Source organism: Mageeibacillus indolicus UPII9-5, assembly GCF_000025225.2.
Taxonomy (GTDB): Bacteria; Bacillota; Clostridia; order Saccharofermentanales; family Fastidiosipilaceae; genus Mageeibacillus; species Mageeibacillus indolicus.
The window spans coordinates 136,618-155,339 of record NC_013895.2; the positions used below are offsets into that span (position 1 = coordinate 136,618).

Here is an 18,722-nt window from a genome sequence, read left to right on the forward strand (position 1 = left end):
ATGACAAAAATACATATAATTTCCGGCTTTTTAGGTGCCGGTAAAACCACGTTGATAAAATATTTGTTGGAAGGGCGGGCCGGGCGCGGCAAAGTGGCGATTGTTGAAAACGAATTCGGTCAGGTTGGTCTGGATGGAGCGTTGCTGCGTGAGACTGCCGTCAACATTTTGGAAATGAGCTCTGGCTGCATTTGCTGCTCGTTAGCCGGTGATTTTCGCGGCGCTTTGGCGAAACTTTTAGCTACCTACGATTTAGCGGAAGTGATAATTGAGCCGTCCGGGGTCGCTTTGCTTTCCGATGTTAAAAACGCTTGTTTTGACTTGGTAAAACGTAGCATGGCGGGGCAAAAAATCGCTGTTGATGAGCGTGGCTTAAGATGGCGGCGACAACTTGCGTCGCAAAGTGGGAACGCCGATGCCGCGGCTGCGAGCAATGGGGCTGAGTCTGCATTAAGACGTGATGGGGTACCGCCTGAAGCTTCCGCGGCAGATAATTCGTCTATCCAGTTGGGGGCGGCAATTACTGTTGTTGATGCTAAGAAATATCGTCGCTATTTGCAGAATTTCGGGGATTTTTTCGCCGATCAGCTGAAAGGCGCGACAGAAATTCTCCTGACGCGAACGGAAATGCTTACGGATGCTGAAAAGTTGCGCTGCGTTGAGGATCTGCGTCGCTATAACCAAAAAGCGAGAATTCATTTTACCGGGCTGATGAGTCTGTCACCGGAGGACTGGAATCATATTTTGTTGGACGGGGAAAAGTTGCCTGATATGGCAAAATTCCCGGCGGCTTGGGCGGGTTATTATGATGCAAATGCGGCGGAAAAAGATAAAAAGGTTGGGGCGTTGGCCGGTGGGCGGAAGTTCATCAAGTCGCAAGCCTCTGATGCGGATAAAGCGATTTCGGGGGATCTGACTGCTGCAACCGCGCCGGGAGCGACGGTCGCTTCACATGGTCAACCTCAGGCTTCGGTCTCGGCACAGGCAAAATCGGAGGCTCCTGCAAATTCGGTTAAAGAGCGTCCGACTTTCGTATCTCTGAGCTACAAACTGAAATCTTGCTCCGTATACAAGGCAGAAGCTTTGCGTACTGCTTTGCAGGCGGGGGCTTTCGGTGGAATAGAACGCTGCAAAGGACTTGTGCCATTGGCAGGAGCGGACGGCAATCCGACCGAGGAATGGCTTCACCTTGAATATGCCGGCGGAGAGTGGCAACGTCGTCTCCAGACAAAATCCGATCGGAGCGTGATTATCTTCATCGGGACCAATATCAATAAAGATGCCGTCGAAACATTTTTTAAGGTGAACGGCTTGGAGTTCTCTGATGCCGAAGCTTAGATTTAAACTTACGCAACGTGTGCCGATAATTTTGGTTACCGGTTTTTTGGACAGCGGCAAGACATCATTTATCGCGCGACTGGTCAAGACGTTGCGTGACAATGCGCCGAAAGCTAAGCTGGCTTTGTTGACGTGCGAGAAAGGTGAGGCTGAGTTGGATATTGCTACATTGGCAGAGCTGGTTGCGTTTAATGAAATCAGCCGTCCTGAAAAACTCACCAGAACTTTTCTGACCGAAATGTTGCGGGAAACGTCGCCAGATATGTTGATCGTCGAATATAACGGGGTTTGGCCGTTAGCACAAATAAAGGCGGCAATACCGCCGTGCATGGCATATTTGCAGTACTCTCTTAATGTTCAGTCAGTTGCTGCTGCTGATCGTCAAATTACGGGGATGGGCAGTTTGTCGGCACAAGTTTTGAGCGAAAGCGAGGGTGTTCTGCTGAATTTTTATTCTCCTAGCGCAACGCAAGAAACCGGGCTGACGGGGCAGGCCGTGGATGCGGCCGAAAGTGCTCAGCAAAAGATAGCCGAGGTTCTGCGCCGAAAGCTACAGGCTTATAATTCGCGGCTGCAATTTTTCTGCTGGAAGAAGAAGGCGGAATCAAATCCAGCCGATTTTGCAGTCTCAAGTGCAGCCGGAGCTGTTGATGAGCTAAAATTTGCCGTGTCGGAGAACTTGCCGCCGCTGCCGAGCGGCTTGTTGCGAAAAATTACGGACGCCGGAATCGGGGGCGGCCTACAATTTTTGTTGGTGCTACTGGCAGTTTGGGCGGCGGTTCTGCTGCGAGCCTGGTTCGCTTTGCCCGGCTTGGAGAATTGGCAGGCTGCCGGGGTGGCAATCAGCAAATATTTTCTTGCTTTAATGTTCCAAATTGTGCCATTTATGCTCATGGCGGCCTTGATTTCCTCTGTTTTGCAGGTGACAGTAAGCGATCTTACTGTACAAAAATGGCTCAAGCGTCCATGGTACATAAGTGTGCCGTTGACTTTGGGCTTGGGCAGTGTTCTGCCGATTTGTGATTGCGGACTGGTGCCGATAATCACTCGACTTTTACGCAAAGGTGTGAGTCGGCCAATTGCGTTTTTGTTTTTTGTCGCCTCTACGGTGACCAATCCGTTGGTTATCTTGTCTACTTTTTATGCTTTCCCAGGACAGCCGCTTGTTTATGTATGGCGTCTCGGTTTAGGCTTGATGACAGCTGTTTTACTTAGCGGTGCGGTTTGCCTGCAGGAATGGTCGTGGCGAAAAAAGGGTGAGTTGAGGGCGAAAGAATCAGTAGTAGCGGATTTGGTTTGCACTTCGGGTTATATCGGTGAGCTTAGCGGAAATTCCGGTATAAATAAGGCGGTGGCGGTATTCCGACATACGATACAGGAATTTATGACATTGATGCCGTATGTTGTTGCCGGTGCGTTGCTTAGTGCGATTGTGCATGAACTTTTTACCGCTTCTTCGGCTCAATTTTTGAGTCGGAACACGCATCTCGCCGTTCTGTTGACGGTGCCGTTGGCAGTATTTTTGGCGGTTTGCGCTAATTCCAATGCTTTCTTGGCCAAAAATTTCACATCTTTTTTGCCTGCTCCGGCAGTTTTGATCTATATGGCTTTTAGTCCGTTACTTGATATAAAGAATTTGTTGCTTTGGAAAAACGGCCTCGGTAAAAAAGCGGTAGGGGAGTACGTTGTTACGCTGCTGATAATTATGCTGCTGCTCTTCGGCGTTTTGTATGTGTTGCCGCGCGGGGTTTTGCCGCGACTGGGCGGCTTTTTGTAAGGCCGGCAGTTTTCGGTTATAGAACTTATGGTTAGGGGAGATGTTTATGTCTCAAAAAAATACACAATTTGACAGGCTGAAGCTTGCAGTGGCAGCGTCTAAAAGCCATGAGTTTAGTTTCTTCAAGCGTCCGGGGGAGGCAGGTAAAGGCCGCTCGTGTTTATTAAACGGCCGTATTGCTTTGCAAATCGTAATTATGGCTGTTCTGGCAATATTGTTTATATATATGGTGGCCACGGGTAATTATAAAAAATATATTCATCCGCGGTATTTGCCGTTTTTATGGCTGAGTATTTTTATATTGCTTGGGGGGATTGTCGCGCAGGCCGCCAGAATTAATGAAGTAAATTTGCGGTTTAAACTGAACGGTTTCCTATGGGTCCTCATACCTCTTTTTGCGGCGTTTTTTGCCTACACGCCAGCCCCGACCGAGTCAATTGGTCTCGAAAGATATGATGAGCAGGTCGCCGGGAGCGGTAATCAGAGTACGTTAAATTCAACCGGGGCGCAAGGGGCAACTGGCACCGGTTCTGGAGCTGCCGGCATGAACGGAACTGGTGACGGAGCCGGCCTAACCGATCAAGCCGGAACGGATCAGGCGGAAGTTCTCCCGAAGATAAAAGGATCAATCAATATTGACAGCGCACATTATGCGTCTTGGTTAGTAGAAATGATGACGAATACCGATAAATATGTGGGCAAAACATACACTTATCTAGGTAGAATCAGCCAAGAGCCAGAACTGCCGGCGGACAAGTTTTTGCCGGGCAGACCGATCATGTTTTGTTGCGCGGCCGATGCAAAAAATATGGGGTTGCTGGCGGATATGCAGCCGAAAATTAAGGCTAAACTTGGGCAGTGGGTGTATGTCACGGCCAAAATTGTTAAACGCAAGGGTGGCGATCCGCTCAATCCTTCGGAGGAAGCGGCGATGCTGAAGATTATTGATTTGACTGATGCACCGACTCCGGTCAACATTTATGCTTATTATTACGGCACTGTCAAAGTTCCTACGGAAGTAAACAAGTAAGGTTCAGAAGTAAACAAGTAAGTCGAAAAATTGTACACGGACAAGTAAGCCCGAAAAAAGCAAGCCTGCTTCGCGCATAGACGAGGCAGGCTTGTTAGTTTTTAGGTTCCCGTTAAGGTAATGTTTACCATGAGGGCAATTTATCTCAAATTACTTGTTGAATTTGAAAGCTTTCATGCCGAGGTAAACAGCTTTGTCGCCCAATTCTTCTTCGATGCGGAGAAGTTGGTTGTACTTGGCTACACGGTCGGTACGAGAAGGCGCACCTGTTTTGATCTGTCCGGCATTGGTGGCAACGGCAATATCGGCAATGGTGGTGTCTTCAGTTTCGCCGGAACGGTGGGAAACAATGGCGGTGTAACCGGCAGCTGCGGCCATATCCATAGCTTCTAGAGTTTCGGTAAGTGAGCCGATTTGGTTAACTTTAATCAGAATGGAGTTGGCAGCACCTAATTCAATACCTTTTGCCAAACGCTTGGAGTTGGTTACGAACAGGTCATCGCCGACCAGTTGGACTTTGTGACCGAGGCGTTTGGTTAGTTCTTGCCAGCCTTCCCAGTCTTCTTCGGCGAGGCCGTCTTCAAGGGAGATAATCGGGTATTTGCTGGTCATTTCTTCCCAGAAATCAATAACTTGAGCCCTGGTCATGAATTTGTCTGATTTCCAGAAATAATACTCGCCTTCGTGGCCTTTGGCTTTGGCAGCATCGTACAGTTCGGTCATAGCCGGATCCATGGCGATGTGGAAATCTTTGCCCGGTTTATAGCCGGCAGCTTCGATTGCCTTGACTAAGTATTGCAGCGGCTCTTCATCATTTTTGAAGTTAGGAGCAAAACCGCCTTCATCACCTACGGATGTGGCGTAGCCGTCAGCTTTGAGCAATTTTTTCAGAGTGTGGAAAACTTCGGCGCACATGCGTAAAGCGGTGCGGAAGCAGCAAGCTCCGGTCGGCATAATCATGAATTCTTGTAAGTTTACGCTGTTATCAGCATGTTTACCACCGTTGATGACGTTCATCATCGGGACCGGCAAAGTTTTGGCTTTGATACCGCCGAGGTAAAGGTAAAGGGGAAGTTCGAGCTCGGCAGCGGCAGCTTTGGCAGCGGCAAGTGATACACCGAGGATGGCGTTGGCACCCAGTTTGCCTTTGTTGTCAGTTCCGTCCAATTTGAGCATCAGACGATCCAGGCCTTCTTGATCAAAAACATCGTGGCCTATCAGCTCCGGAGCAATAATGTCGTTGACATTGGCGACAGCTTTTAAAACGCCTGTGCCGTTGTAACGGCTCTTGTCACCATCGCGCAGTTCGACAGCTTCGAAAGCACCGGTTGAAGCACCTGATGGGACGGCGGCACGACCAAGGGTGCCATATTCGGTGATCAAATCAACTTCAACGGTCGGATTGCCACGTGAGTCGAGCACTTCGCGTGCATGGATAGACGCAATTTTAATTTGTTGTTGCATGAAAAATTCCTCCTCAAAAATCATTAATAAGTGCATGTATATTATAGTACACCCGGGGCGGAAAAGCATCGCCACAGACAGATTATAACGTAAATTGAATATAACTGCTAATGCGATTTTGAAAGTTTGTTGTATCACCTCAAAATTTGTTGATGGCGTGGACGATACGCACGGGGGCTTGCGATGCGACATTCTGATATAATTAATCTACAGATTACTACCACCAATAGGATGAAGATGACGCCTATTTAAACCGGAGGACGAATGATAAAACAAATTGCACATATAGGCTTTACAGTCCACGACCTCGATAAGACTATCGAATTTTATAAAACAGTTTTACAGCTGCACTTTGTCGGAGAGATGAGAATGGCGGGAGAGGCGACAGACAAACTGTTTCAACGCCGCAATGCCGCTTGTCGGGTGGCATATTTCACTTGTGATCCGACGGCACACACCTCGTTGATTGAACTGATTGAATTTGCCGATATCAAGGTACCGCGCATACCTACTTCACTGTTTAATAATTCAATTTCTGAACTTTGTTTTACCGTCGAAAACATAGACGAATTTTATCGCCGCCTGCTTCGATACGGGGTAGAAGTCTTATCCGCGCCGCAGTATTTTGATGCTACAGAGTATGATATGGGCAAAAGCAAAGCAATTTATTTTAGAGATCCTAACGGTATAATTTTGGAGGCGACCGAAACGCTTGAGTGAGGCTGCTAAAAACGACCGAACTGGCGTTATAAATGCAGGGGTACCGTGTTATAATCAGAAACGAATTGGCATTTCCAGGACTACGAACTGGCGGGGCATCGTACGCTGATCTGTTCTCACGGCGCAGGGAGATGTTGCAAGTCTTTGTATAGAAAAGAGGGATATTTTATGGCTGAATTCGGAAAGATGGTTTATTATGATCTGGCCGATCTGAAAGAACGCCTTGGCCACGTAGAAATGCGTTGGTTTGTCCGCGAAAGCGAGAGTGATTTCCTGCGGATGGCTAACGATGTGGCAGACCGGGCGGCTTGGAACCCGGATATTAAAGCTATTTTTATTTCCGGACCTTCATCTTCCGGCAAAACGACCTTTGCCAACCGGTTGGCTGGGGCGCTGCATTTGCACGGCCGTTCAACCGTTTCGTTGCATCTTGACGACTATTACCGTGAAAAACGCACGGGCAAAGATGCTTTAGGCCGTCCTGATTTTGAAAGCATAGATACTCTTTCTATTGACTTGATAGTTGAACATATAGATAAGCTTTTACATTACGGCGAAGTCAACGTCCCAAGCTATGATTTTGTGACCCGTAAGCGTTCCTTCGATCCAAGGAACAAATTAACGATGGAGCCGCGTGGTATTTTGCTGGTAGAGGGTTTACACGGCCTCAGCAAGGAAATCGAGCAGGGGATCAATCCGGCTAACTGCCTGAAAGTATTCATAATGCCCTATGCGACTTTGACCGCAAATCGCTGCTTGCTGGATTCCCGTGACATCCGCATTTTGCGCCGAGTTTCCCGCGACCATTTTAAACGCAGTACCAATCCTTTTTCCACGATTGACTACTGGCCCATGTTGGACGCGAGTGAAGAAGCCGTCTTCCCCGAGTATTTGGCGCGGGCCGATGTTTTTATAAACAGCGCGATGCCTTATGAATTTTTTGTTATTGCACCGTTGGCTGCCGGCCTGATTGAACAGGAATTAGCTGATTATCGGGAAGGCAAAATAAAACAATCTATCTATATGTCAAACGGCAAATTGTATGCAGATCTCTCGTATACTGTAAAAAAAGCGACTGAGTTGGTGGCCGCTACGCGAGACATTCCTTGTGTGTCGCCGGATGTTGTACCGGCAATTTCGATTTTGAATGAATTTTTGGGAAAGTGACGGCAGCGAGAATAGATGCGGAAAGATCAAAGGAAAGCAATTACTTTTACAGCTTTGCATTTGCAGCACGGTGGGGTCGAGCTAGCTATTACTCAGCAGGCGAATTATTTGGCTGCCGAAGGATATAAAGTTCGGATAATATGTACCTATTATTTGGGCGAGCCGGCTTATCATTTGGCCCCGGAGGTGGAAACCTGTTATTTGACCGATCGGCGGCCGAATCGCAGTGAATTGGGGGCAGCTTTACGCGCCAGAAGGCCATTTTCTGTGCTTCGCGAGGCCTATCGTGCGGCCGTGACTTTGTATTTAAAACGGCAAACCATGGTCAAGGCGATTAAAGCTGTAGAAAATGGGGTAATTGTCAGCACGCGGCATGAGCATTCAATTTTGGTCAGTCGCTATGGGCGATCCGGGGTGCAAAAGGTGGCGCAGTTGCATCATGATCATCGCTTTGATCCAAAGCTTTTGCGTGGCTTTCAGCACCATTATCGAAATATTGATGACTTTGTCTTGCTATTGCCAAGTCTGAAAGCTGAATTGGAGCCGCTGATTCGGCCGTACAATTCGTCCATACGCCTACACGCGATTGGCAATTGTCTTCACATGGATCCGGGCAAAATGCCGGCTCAATCGACATCGCTCACGGCTGTTAAACGTCACAACCATTTGGTTTGGGTGGGGCGGCTGTCCCCGGAAAAAGGGGTTTTGCGACTTTTGCCGATTGCAGAGGGCTTGCGACGGTTGCTTCTAGCGGATATGGCTGCTGGTTCAAGTAGCCGCGCCGAGGTGGAGCCGCTGTTTGTGATCGACGTTTATGGCGATGGGCAAGAAATGGCGGAGCTGAAACGGGAAATTGCCGCTGCCGATCTAAGCGAATTTTTTGTTTTGCACGGCATGCGGAATCGAGAGGAAATTTTGGCTGCCCTAGCCCAAAGCAAGGTAATGCTTTTGACCAGTCATACGGAAGGCTTCAGCTTCGTTATATTGGAGGCGGCGTCCATGGGGGCACCGATTTTGGCTTATGATGTGCGTATGGCTCCGCGTGACTTGGTAAAAAATGGGGAAACCGGATTCCTGATTAAGGACGATGACGCTGAGGAAATGGCGGCCGCAGCGGCAAAACTGTTGACCGAGCCGGCAACTATCGACATCTTGCAACCCGGGTTGGCGGCCATGGGCGAGGCTTACAGCGAGAAGAAAATTATGGAACGCTGGATGGAACTTTTTGCTCTGGGGCCGGTTAAAGCTCCGGGGTCGGTTAAAGTTAGATCGGATAAAATGCGTGAATACTTCGAAAAATTGTACGACAAGACGATGGCCGAGCTGGTGCCGGAATTGCTGAAGCGGCTTGAGCAGGAACTACCGCCGATTTTGGTAGTTACCGCCAATCCGGAAATCCTCATGCTGGGACAGCGATTGCCGTCTTATGATGGAATATTGCGTGATCCCGAAACGCTGATTGTGGCGGATGGAATCGGAGTGGTAAAGGCAGCGAAAATGCTGGGCTTGCCGTCTCTGACCCGTATTCCGGGTGTCGAACTGGTCGAAAAATTGTTGGCTGCTTTAGCACCGCGCCGGGGCAAAATCTTTTTGTACGGTGCCAAGCCGGAGGTGATGGAGGCTTTGCTTACTAAAATTAAGCAAGCTTATCCGGATTTGCAAATTGTTGGTGCTTATCACGGTTACGGGCAGAATGAAGCTGTTTTGCAGGCGGAAATCGCTGCCACTCAGCCGGATTTGGTTTTGGCTGCGTTGGGGGCGCCGCGGCAGGAAACGTTTTTGGCGCAATGTCGAAAAAGCCTATCGCAGGGGATTTTGATCGGGGTCGGAGGTTCTTTTGATGTGATCAGCGGGCAAAAACGGCGTGCTCCAAAAATCTGGCGTAAGCTCAATTTGGAATGGGCTTACCGGCTGCTGCATGAGCCGAAACGGCTGGGGCGGTTTGTCAGGAATAATCTTGGTTTTTTAGGGCAGGTCTGGCGAACAAGACTGACCGGCGATAAGCTTGACCGGTGAAAAGTCTGCTCGGGATAAGACTGACCGGTGATGAGGCTGCTCAGCGATAAGAATGTCCGAGATAAGAATGCCCGGAAAATTGGAAAAAATAACATAATTGATAGGCATAAAATGGAGATGAAAATGATCGAGGAAAAACGTAAATGGCGGATAATGACTGTTTTCGGCACACGGCCGGAAACTATTAAAATGGCACCGGTAGTTGCCGAACTGACCAGTAACTCGAAAACCGTACCGATAGTTTGTGTTACGGGCCAGCATCGCGAAATGCTACGACAGGTTTTAAATGTGTTCGCGATCAAGCCGGACTATGATCTGGATATAATGCGCCCAGGCCAAACCTTGACCGACATTACAACAGCGGTTTTACGAGGAATGCAGGGAGTTTTGGCCGAGGCCAAGCCCGATCTGGTATTGGTACACGGAGACACGACCACCGCCCTGGCGGCCGCTCTGGCGACTTTTTATGCGCAAATTCCCTTGGGACATGTTGAGGCTGGTTTGCGCACGTACAACAAGTATTCACCTTACCCGGAAGAAATGAATCGGCAAATGATTTCTGTTTTGGCCGACATTAATTTTGCCCCGACAACAGCGGCCGCGGAAAATTTGCGGCGCATGGGGGTTCCGCAAGAAAGGATTAAAATTACCGGCAATACTGCTATTGATGCCTTGTACATGAGCCTGGCCAAGGAAAATTCGGAACCGTTGCTGGCTGAGCTGGCGGCTTGGTCGGCCAAAGGAAGACTGGTACTGCTCACGGCACATCGCCGGGAAAATCTTGGCGATCCGATGCGGCATATGTTCCGAGCCATTGCCTGGTTGCTGGCCGAACATCAAGACATGTATGTGGTTTATCCGGTCCATCTTAACCCACAAGTACAAAAAGCAGCTCGAGAAATTTTGGGAGGCCAGCCTCGCGTAAAGCTGATTGATCCGCTGGACGTCTTGGAATTTCACCACTTGATGAATATGGCTTACTTGATTTTGACCGATAGTGGTGGCATCCAGGAGGAGGCCCCGGCCTTGGATAAACCGGTTTTGGTTTTGCGCGATACGACGGAGCGCCCGGAGGGTGTAGCGGCCGGAACGTTGCGCTTAGTCGGGACGTCGGAAGAGGCAATATACCGCGCTGTGAATGAGTTGTGGACGAATGAGACGGCATATCGGGCAATGTGCCGAGCGGTTAATCCTTATGGCGACGGGCATGCGGCAGAGTATATTTGCCGTGCTGTTGTAAAATTTCTTACGGATCGGACAAACTGATTATGTTACTTGATAATTCTTCTGCGATGATTTCCGCTTGGCCGGATAAAAAACTGCGGCCCGGAAAAATTTTCCTGATTTTATTGATTTTCTGCCAGCCATGTTTGGATATCCTTTCTTTTGCTTTAGCGGTGCATGGCTACGGCAACGCGGTCAGCACGTTGTTGCGCGGTTCTATAATGTTGCTCTTGGTTGGAGGCGGACTGTATTTTGCGCCTGACCGGCGGTATCGCCTGGTTGCTCTATGTATAGACATCGGGTGTGTCGTCTTTTGGCTGGTTCATTTTTGGATAGGGCGGCTGAGCGGTATTACGGCGGTAACGGCTGATTTAGCCAACTACTTGAAATTAGCGCAATTGCCGGTGGCCACGGTTTGTCTGATTAATCTATTTGGCGGTGAACGGCGCGTGCTGCGGCGCATTTTTTGGCGGTGTGCGGCAGGCGTGTTCGGTCTGATCTGTCTCTTAGACTTGATTGCCTTGCTGAGCGGGAGTTTTTGCTACACTTATGTCGACCTGCATCACGGGTTGCTGGGTTGGTATCAAAATGCCAATGCACAAAGTAATATTTTGGCTGTTCTATATCCTTTGACGCTGTATGCATTATTCCGCGCGGCCGATGATGCGCTTGCGTCCAATTGCTGTGGTGGCAAATTGCAACAACTACTTTGCCGACCGAGCTGTTTTGCACTATGCTTTGGGGCGGTGACCCTGGCTGGCGGCTTGCGCCTTTTCTTCTTCGGGACAAGAGTTACGTTTTATTCTTTGCCGGCCACGGCAGCAGCGATGTTGCTAAGCTTGCTCGGTTATTATTTTTATCTGCGGACTCGGGCAAAAGTGGCACGGCGGGGCGGAGTCGGAGAAGAAGTCTGTTGCGGCGCAACGACTACGGCACGTCGGCAATCGGGGATCAACTTGCTGAAAATCGTCGTAATTTGCCCGATTTTGATGGCGGTTTTGGCCGTTTCCTTTAAAAGCTATTCCCCCATGCAGCAAATGCGTGAACAGGACTTTGCCATAGCTTCTTCGGCCGCGCAAAACATGATCAAAAACCTGCCCCGACTCGACGGGAAAAAACATGAGTATTCGCTGGAGGATTTGCGGCCATTGTATGAGTTTTACATGCCGAGCATCGTGAAGGAATTCGGCTTGCGCGAGGTAGTTACAGCTTACAACAGTTCGACCGATTTTACGGTTTTGCGCAATGTGCGAACCCAAAAAATTCACTTTGCCGCCTTGCGTTTAGCTCAAAGCCCGGCCGCTTTGCGTTGGACTGGATTGAATTTCGCGACCATGTCTGTCCCCTGGGAGGACGGTAGCTATGATTTGGAAAGCGATGCCCAGGCATTGTATTACTATAATGGGTACATAGGAGTCACGTTGTTTTTGCTGGGGTTGCTTTGTCTGGTGATCATGCTAGGGAAGCATATACGCCGGGTGGGTTCACGAAAATTTTGGCAAAATCACGAGATTCTCATTGCCGGCTATGGCGTGGCTTTATTGCTGGCGGCGGCACTTGTTGGGGGTTCGGTGCTGCGTCGCCCTTCGGTGTCGATATATTTAGCTGCACTTTTGGCTATAGTTTGGTGTGATTTGGTCGAGTCATCCTCCGCGGCCGGTGGCGGTTGCCGGTTGAGCGACTAGGTAATCAATAATGATTTAATTAAAATGATGCGCTTGCGCCGAATGCACTCTACAATATCAGTATTTAGTTGTATACTGTTATGCGGGTTTGCCAGAACCGATTCTGCTCGTTTGGCTTGATCCGTTCTGACCGAAATACATAAAATGTAGTTAAATTTGTTTGCACAAAAAATATTCGCAGAGGGGGAGAACCACATTACTATTGATACCGAAACAGCAGCCGTAAATACGGCACAACTTCCGAGCGGTACCGATCTTTACGATACGCCGCAATTTATAGCCGATTACACTTATGATGGGGAATTAGGCAATTTCACGGGCGGCGATGCTACTACTTTTAAGCTATGGGCACCTACGGCCGAACGCGTCAATTTGCTAACTTATGATGAGGCCGGTAATGTTACGGAGACCTGGCCGATGTATCGTCAAGATAAAGGTGTTTTTTCTTACTCAACAGACTATGACTTAACCGGGACGCGTTATCGGTATGAAGTTACTGTGAACGGACGAACTGCACAGACAGTTGACCCTTATGCCAAAGCGGTAAGCCTTAACGGTATGTACAGTGTCGTATTTGCTCCACGGCCGACTCCAGCACCTCTCGCCAATTTCGGTGAACTCAAACTGCCGATTATCTATGAACTGCACGTGCGTGATTACTCAATCTTGACAGCCGGTGGCATGAAAAATCGCGGTAAGTTTTTGGCGATGACGGAAACCGGCACTCACACTGCCGATGGGCAAATTACCGGTTTGGATTATCTGAAGTCCCTCGGAATTACGCATGTCCAGTTGATGCCGATTTTTGATTTTAGCTCTCAGTCGGTGGACGAAGCAGCTCCGGAAACCAAATATAATTGGGGTTATGACCCGCTTAACTTTAATGCAGTGGAGGGAGCTTATTCCACTCGCCCGGCCGACCCGTTCAACCGCATATTTGAGTTGCAAAAGCTGATTGACTGCCTTCACGCCAATGGTATCAAGGTGATAATGGATGTCGTTTATAACCATGTTTTTCAGACGGGAGAACATGCTTTTGACAAAATTGTTCCCGGATATTATTTCCGTACCGGGGCAAATGGCGAGTATTGCAACGGCACCGGTTGTGGCAACGAAATCGCTTCTGAACGCCCGATGGTGCGAAAATATATAGTCGACTCAATAATTCATTGGTTGACTACATATAAGCTTGATGGTTTCCGCTTCGATTTGATGGGAATATTAGACATCCGAACGATGCAGGAAATTTACCGGGAAGCATGTATTGTCAATCCGGATATTTTCATTCTAGGGGAAGGGTGGGATATGGGCTTCCATCCACAGGACGATGGAGCTAATCAGCGGCATGCTGATAAACTGTCGCATATTGCGTTCTTCAACGACAATATTCGCGATTTAATCCGCGGTGACAACAGTCCGTCGCATGGTTTTGTCAACGATGGCCATGACTTGGAGGCCGGTTTGATGAACGGAGTGCGCGGCGGCCAAAACTGCGGCCGACCGTATCTGTCCGCCGCCCAGGTAGTTCAATATGTCGCGGCTCATGATAACTACACTTTATATGATCAATTGAAAAAAACTTTGCCTTCAGCGTCGGAAACTGAATTATTGCGTCGCTCGGCCTTAGCTACATCAATTTTGTTATTGTCTTTCGGCACCCCATTTTTGCACGCTGGGCAGGAGTGGGGACGCACCAAACAGGGGGCGAGCAATTCGTATAATCTGCCGGACAGTATTAACGGCTTTGATTGGCAACGGGTTCAGGCAAATGCGCAGTTGACGGATTTTATCCGGGGAATAATCAAATTACGCAAACATTTCGCAGCAATTTTTAATCTAACCGATTATCAGTCGATTAACCGAGCATTCAGCATTTTGATGCAAGGCTACGGTTGTCTGGCTTACCGATTGAGCTTGGGTGAAGATGCCGCGACGTTGGCGAGCGGGAGAGGTGCGGAAGGTGAGGAAGATGCATCACCGGCCGGATCTGAGAGTTACTTGTACATTGCTCACAATGTCGGCAAAGAACCGATAAAAAATCTTCCGTTACCGGATGGCAAATACAAGGTGCTAGTCAATACTCCGGAAGTAAACCTTGACGGCTTGGGTGAAATGACGGTTGAAGATGGTTTCGGGACAGTACCGCCGTTGGCAACCTTGGTTTTGCTCCAGCAGCCGGAAACGACGCAAGCAAGCTTGTAAAACGCTCGACCTCGGCTGACGGTCGGCAGCCAAACAAACTGCATACAAACTGCAAACAAACTAAAAGGCCGGCACGATCGCGTGCCGACCTTTTTTAGGATGACATCTGCGTCACTCAGCCGATGCCGCCCAAAATTGCTCCAGCGATCAAAGCTATTAAACAGAGAACGCAGTAAATGTATTTGCCCAGTGGATAGAACCAGCCTCCGATCGGATGTTTCATACCTTCATTAATTTCGTGTAGAACATATTTCTTACCGGCAATCCAGAAGAACATTGTCCCGGCTAAGAAAGCTCCGAGCGGGCAAATATAGATAGAAACGAAGTCCATCCAAGGCCCGGTTATTGTTTGAATTAAAATTGCCACAACACAGCCGAGAACCAAAATGACGGTGGTTGCCAAAGGACGGGAAAGTTTTATATGATCCTGTAAGGCCGCTACAGAAACCTCATACAAATTGATGATTGAGCTGAGGCCGGCGAAGAGGACGCAGACGAAGAAGATAATGCCGATTATTCTGCCGCCCGGCATACCATTCAAAACGTTGACGAGCCAAACGAACATCAAACCGGGGCCGCCTTTTTGGAGCGGCGCATTGCCGGCTGCCATGGCCGGAATGATGACAAAGGCTGCAAGGAGAGCAGCTATGGTATCAAAGAAAGCGACATTGCGGGAAGCCTCAGGAATGTTTTCACCTTTAGGCAGGTATGAACCGTAGATAACGGAACCGTTACCGGCAACCGATAAGGAGAAGAAAGCTTGTCCGAAGGCGAAAATCCAGAGCATAGGATCGGCAAGTTTTTGAGGATCAATAGTGAAAATATACTTATAGCCTGCTCCGGCACCGGGTAATGTGGCAATGTAAATGGCTAGAGCTACCATCAGAAAGAACAGAGCCGGCATCATTATGTTGTTGGCTTTTTCAATGCCTTTGGCTACCCCTAGGCTCATAACCAGAACGGTGGCTAAAATGGCAATGACGATCCACATCCAGTTGTCAGAAGCTATTTTATCAAATGTTCCGCCGATAACTTTCATATTTTGTCCCATAGAGAAGAGGGAACCGTCGAAAGATTTGAAAGTATAGTTAAAAATCCAACCCATTACTACCGTGTAGCCGATGGATAGTGCCAATGAACCTAGTACGGGGATGAAACCGATTACCGTACCGACTTGGCGGTTTTTGAAACGTAATTCGGTGCAACGAGCGAAAGCGCCGATCGGACCGGATTGGGTTGAACGACCTAAGCCGAATTCACCAACAACCCCGGAAGAACCGACCAGAATTACGCAGATGAAGTAAGGAATGAGGAAGGTCATACCACCCCAGATAGAGACCATGATCGGGAAACGCCAAAGATTTCCCATACCTACGGCAGAGCCGATGGACGCGAGAATGAAGCCCCATTTACTCGTAAAACCGTCACGAACAGTTTGCGTTGATTCAGTATCCATAAAATACTCCTAATAAGTAGAAAGGCTGAAGCATCTGACCTGAATTTAAAAATATATCTAAAATATATTTGATAGTTATGCCGATATTCAGCCTAAAGACAATGTTTCTTACCCTCAAAATAAAATATGACTCTCAATCATCCTCATTACGGCGGATGATATTTATTGTATGCTTGCTAAAATATTACAAGTTGTCATCCCCCCTGAGCGGGGGGATGATCAATCGTTTTCAGTACGGCGAATGCCGTGGGGGAATAAAGCCTATTTTGCCTCAGCCGTCAATCAGGCTTTAGGTGCATAGGGCTCAAGGAAAGCGTGGAAGTGACGCATCGGGAGATTGTGGCCCCAGACGATACGCATGTTCGGAATAGATTCTCTGTCTTCATACAAAGCCTTGACGGCCGCGATGACGTAGTCCAGGTGTTCCTGAGTCAGGCGGCTACGGTCGATGGCGAAACGCACAACGTTGGCCAATTCAGCTTGTTGTTCCGGGGTTTTGAGGTCGTATTCCATAGAATAGTCACCCAATTCGGAAACTCTAATGCCATAGCGGCGAATCAGTTCAAGTGAGAAACCTTCTCCAGCGAAAGTCGTGTGGTCACGTTTCCCGTCAAAGAATTCATCCATGTTTATATAGACAGCGTGGCCGCCGGCAGGGAGGACAACACCTTTAACCCCCGCTTTATAGAAGCCTTGTGCCAAATATTCAGCCTGACCTACTCGTTCATGCAAATAGTCAAAGTTGCAGCTTTCATAGAGTCCCACAGCTAGAGCCATGATGTCTCGCCCACTCATGCCGCCGTAAGAGTCATTGCCGTAACAGGAAATTTGTTTGACTTTTAGCAATACGCCGACGTCAGTCTTAATGCTGCCGTCCGGGTTGAAGTCGGAGAAGTTTTTCCAGAACAGGCCCTTATCACGGAAAGCCATCATGCCGCCCATATTAGCGTGACCGTCTTTTTTGGCTGACATACAGAAGGCGTCGCAATAGGAGAACATCTCGGTAGCGATTTCAGCGATAGATTTGTCAGCGTAGCCGTCCTCATTCATTTTGATGAAGTAGCAGTTTTCCGCCCAACGTGCCACGTCAAATACCAACGGAATGTTATATTTGTGAGCTACTTTGTTGATTTCACGTATATTAGCCATGGATACGGGTTGACCACAGACTGGGTTGTTGGTAATGCAAGTGAAAATCAGTGGTACGTTTTCCGGGCCGACCGCGTGAATTAGCTGCTCAAGTTTTTCGATATCCATGTTCCCTTTGAAGGGGTTTTTCGCATAGTGGCCGCCCTCCGGTACTTCATACAGCAACTTTTTGTTGTAGAGGTTGCGAGGGATGGAGCCCATCTGCTTGATGTTTCCTTCGGTTGTGTCGAAATGGCCGTTAGAAGGAATGGTGAAAACTTTTCCCGGATGCCGCTTAGCCAATATGTTACGGACAATTTCCATCAAAACTGATTCGGCTGCCCGGCCTTGTTGGATGATAAATGCGTTGGGTCGTTCCATCTGCGCTGCTCCGCCGTTGAAAAGTCCACCATCGTATTCACAAAGGTATACTTCATCCATCATCTTTTCTACGTCACGACAATCGGTGCGGACGAGGTCAAGAATTTTCTTCCAGTGCTTTTCGCCGCCTCTTTCGAAGATATCGCGGAAAGTGTCAAGCAATACGTAGTAACCGGTGTTGCGCCCGTAAGCTTCGTCACCTAAAAATAATGAAGCCCATTGTTGGTTGGTCATGGCAGTGGTACCGGAATCGGAAAGCATGTCTACCGTGAGCATGCCGGCCGGAAAAGCGAATTCATTATAGTGCGTTGCTCTGAGAACTCGCTCGCGTTGTTCAACGGTTACGTTGGGCAAATCACGTACTGCGAAAGTGAAATGATGTGGGGTTGGGACGTTCAAGGGATAATTCTTACTCATAGTTTACCTCCATAATCTTTGGCGGATGCCGGAGGTACCCCGGTTGTCGCCGGTTTCCCTATAACAGGCGAGTAGCGGACAGTACCGTTAGTTTCTCTTGCCTAATTCTGTATCTATTATGTAAATTGTATAATAGATAAGCTAAATGGCGAGAAAAAATGTTCAAATAGTACAAAAAGAGAATACGCCAAACCGGATTGAGTGTCAACAGGAAATAAGGCGGATTTCAAAATAAAGGCTCGATCAAGGTACGGAGGTTAATTATGCAAAAAAATTGGGAAAAAGTGCTATTTTACGGTATTATTCACGGCTGCTGTACTTACGCTATCGTCATGTGGCTTTTTCGGGGAAGAACGCTTTGATACTACAAAAACAAATTCTCCGGCTAAGTCAAAAGAAAAAATACCGGCCGTCCGCAGACGATGTCCCCGGTTTAGCCATGGATGGCACAGGTAGACATGAGATTTATAATGCGGCGGGTGATCAGGTCGTTTATTGTTCGCATTATAACAGCAAGGTGCGCAATAAAGAGGAGCAAATTTGCCCAGGCGCATTAGTTCGTTTTAAGCAGAAACATCTTTACATAGCTATTTACGGGACTCCTATGAGCAGCGAAAAGGAAATTTGCGAATTTGCCCGCAGCATCAATTTACAATAGCAGAACATGGTATCATCCAGTCTATGTCCCGCAAAGGAAACTGTTATGATAACTGTATC

At 48.3% G+C, this 18,722-nt stretch carries 13 protein-coding genes; 10 read left to right on the forward strand and 3 right to left on the reverse strand.

Annotation, left to right across the window (positions count from 1 at the left end):
- Genes HMPREF0868_RS00590 through HMPREF0868_RS00600 form a run of 3 tightly spaced genes read left to right on the forward strand, consistent with a single transcriptional unit; the run spans position 1 to position 4,145 of the window.
- Positions 1-1,338: a GTP-binding protein gene (locus HMPREF0868_RS00590; RefSeq protein WP_012992765.1), complete on the forward strand. Its 1,338-nt coding sequence runs from the start codon at positions 1-3 to the stop codon at positions 1,336-1,338.
- A complete protein-coding gene (locus tag HMPREF0868_RS00595; RefSeq protein WP_012992766.1) occupies positions 1,325-3,115 on the forward strand; it encodes a permease in 1,791 nt (596 codons plus the stop codon). Before HMPREF0868_RS00590 ends, HMPREF0868_RS00595 begins: the two co-directional genes overlap by 14 nt.
- A 46-nt stretch (positions 3,116-3,161) precedes the next feature.
- Positions 3,162-4,145 carry a TIGR03943 family putative permease subunit gene (locus tag HMPREF0868_RS00600; RefSeq protein WP_012992767.1) on the forward strand — a complete coding sequence of 328 codons (984 nt, stop codon included), beginning with the start codon at positions 3,162-3,164 and terminating at the stop codon, positions 4,143-4,145.
- A 150-nt stretch (positions 4,146-4,295) separates the two neighbouring features.
- On the opposite strand, the gene eno is transcribed toward HMPREF0868_RS00600, so the two are convergent.
- Positions 4,296-5,609, reverse strand: coding sequence for a phosphopyruvate hydratase (gene eno / locus HMPREF0868_RS00605; protein ID WP_012992768.1), 1,314 nt, complete (start codon positions 5,607-5,609; stop codon positions 4,296-4,298).
- 264 nt (positions 5,610-5,873) lie between these two features.
- On the opposite strand from eno, the gene HMPREF0868_RS00610 reads away from it, so the two are divergent.
- The 6 genes from HMPREF0868_RS00610 (at position 5,874) to pulA (ending at position 14,623) form a co-directional block, all read left to right on the forward strand.
- A complete protein-coding gene (locus HMPREF0868_RS00610) occupies positions 5,874-6,329 on the forward strand; it encodes a VOC family protein (protein WP_012992769.1) in 456 nt (151 codons plus the stop codon).
- Between the two features lie 168 nt (positions 6,330-6,497).
- Positions 6,498-7,496, forward strand: coding sequence for a uridine kinase family protein (locus HMPREF0868_RS00615; RefSeq protein WP_012992770.1), 999 nt, complete (start codon positions 6,498-6,500; stop codon positions 7,494-7,496).
- Positions 7,497-7,511: 15 nt separating this feature from the next.
- Positions 7,512-9,512, forward strand: coding sequence for a WecB/TagA/CpsF family glycosyltransferase (locus tag HMPREF0868_RS07740; RefSeq protein ID WP_012992771.1), 2,001 nt, complete (start codon positions 7,512-7,514; stop codon positions 9,510-9,512).
- A gap of 123 nt (positions 9,513-9,635) precedes the next feature.
- Entirely contained in the window at positions 9,636-10,778 is a 1,143-nt protein-coding gene (gene wecB / locus HMPREF0868_RS00625; RefSeq protein ID WP_041705650.1) for a non-hydrolyzing UDP-N-acetylglucosamine 2-epimerase, read from the forward strand.
- Positions 10,779-10,780: 2 nt separating this feature from the next.
- Positions 10,781-12,421, forward strand: a complete 1,641-nt coding sequence (locus HMPREF0868_RS00630; protein ID WP_012992773.1) for an O-antigen ligase family protein — start codon at positions 10,781-10,783, stop codon at positions 12,419-12,421.
- A 156-nt stretch (positions 12,422-12,577) separates the two neighbouring features.
- Positions 12,578-14,623 carry a type I pullulanase gene (gene pulA / locus HMPREF0868_RS00635; protein ID WP_012992774.1) on the forward strand — a complete coding sequence of 682 codons (2,046 nt, stop codon included), beginning with the start codon at positions 12,578-12,580 and terminating at the stop codon, positions 14,621-14,623.
- A gap of 115 nt (positions 14,624-14,738) precedes the next feature.
- Here pulA and HMPREF0868_RS00640 read toward each other — a convergent pair whose 3' ends face one another.
- On the reverse strand, positions 14,739-16,079 hold the full coding sequence (locus HMPREF0868_RS00640; RefSeq protein WP_012992775.1) for a sodium-dependent transporter: 1,341 nt from the start codon (positions 16,077-16,079) through the stop codon (positions 14,739-14,741).
- A gap of 282 nt (positions 16,080-16,361) precedes the next feature.
- Entirely contained in the window at positions 16,362-18,005 is a 1,644-nt protein-coding gene (locus HMPREF0868_RS00645) for a tryptophanase (protein WP_012992776.1), read from the reverse strand.
- 274 nt (positions 18,006-18,279) lie between these two features.
- On the opposite strand from HMPREF0868_RS00645, the gene HMPREF0868_RS00650 reads away from it, so the two are divergent.
- Positions 18,280-18,663 carry a hypothetical protein gene (locus HMPREF0868_RS00650; RefSeq protein WP_034573959.1) on the forward strand — a complete coding sequence of 128 codons (384 nt, stop codon included), beginning with the start codon at positions 18,280-18,282 and terminating at the stop codon, positions 18,661-18,663.
- The last annotated feature ends 59 nt before the right edge of the window (positions 18,664-18,722 follow it).

Excerpts from the sequence above, each read along its gene's own strand:
- HMPREF0868_RS00590 (WP_012992765.1), top strand. The coding sequence starts at position 1 with ATGACAAAAATACATATAATTTCCGGCTTTTTAGGTGCCGGTAAAACC.
- HMPREF0868_RS00595 (WP_012992766.1), top strand. The coding sequence starts at position 1,325 with ATGCCGAAGCTTAGATTTAAACTTACGCAACGTGTGCCGATAATTTTG.
- HMPREF0868_RS00600 (WP_012992767.1), top strand. The coding sequence starts at position 3,162 with ATGTCTCAAAAAAATACACAATTTGACAGGCTGAAGCTTGCAGTGGCA.
- eno (WP_012992768.1), bottom strand. The coding sequence starts at position 5,609 with ATGCAACAACAAATTAAAATTGCGTCTATCCATGCACGCGAAGTGCTC.
- HMPREF0868_RS00610 (WP_012992769.1), top strand. The coding sequence starts at position 5,874 with ATGATAAAACAAATTGCACATATAGGCTTTACAGTCCACGACCTCGAT.
- HMPREF0868_RS00615 (WP_012992770.1), top strand. The coding sequence starts at position 6,498 with ATGGCTGAATTCGGAAAGATGGTTTATTATGATCTGGCCGATCTGAAA.
- HMPREF0868_RS07740 (WP_012992771.1), top strand. The coding sequence starts at position 7,512 with ATGCGGAAAGATCAAAGGAAAGCAATTACTTTTACAGCTTTGCATTTG.
- wecB (WP_041705650.1), top strand. The coding sequence starts at position 9,636 with ATGATCGAGGAAAAACGTAAATGGCGGATAATGACTGTTTTCGGCACA.
- HMPREF0868_RS00630 (WP_012992773.1), top strand. The coding sequence starts at position 10,781 with ATGTTACTTGATAATTCTTCTGCGATGATTTCCGCTTGGCCGGATAAA.
- HMPREF0868_RS00640 (WP_012992775.1), bottom strand. The coding sequence starts at position 16,079 with ATGGATACTGAATCAACGCAAACTGTTCGTGACGGTTTTACGAGTAAA.
- HMPREF0868_RS00645 (WP_012992776.1), bottom strand. The coding sequence starts at position 18,005 with ATGAGTAAGAATTATCCCTTGAACGTCCCAACCCCACATCATTTCACT.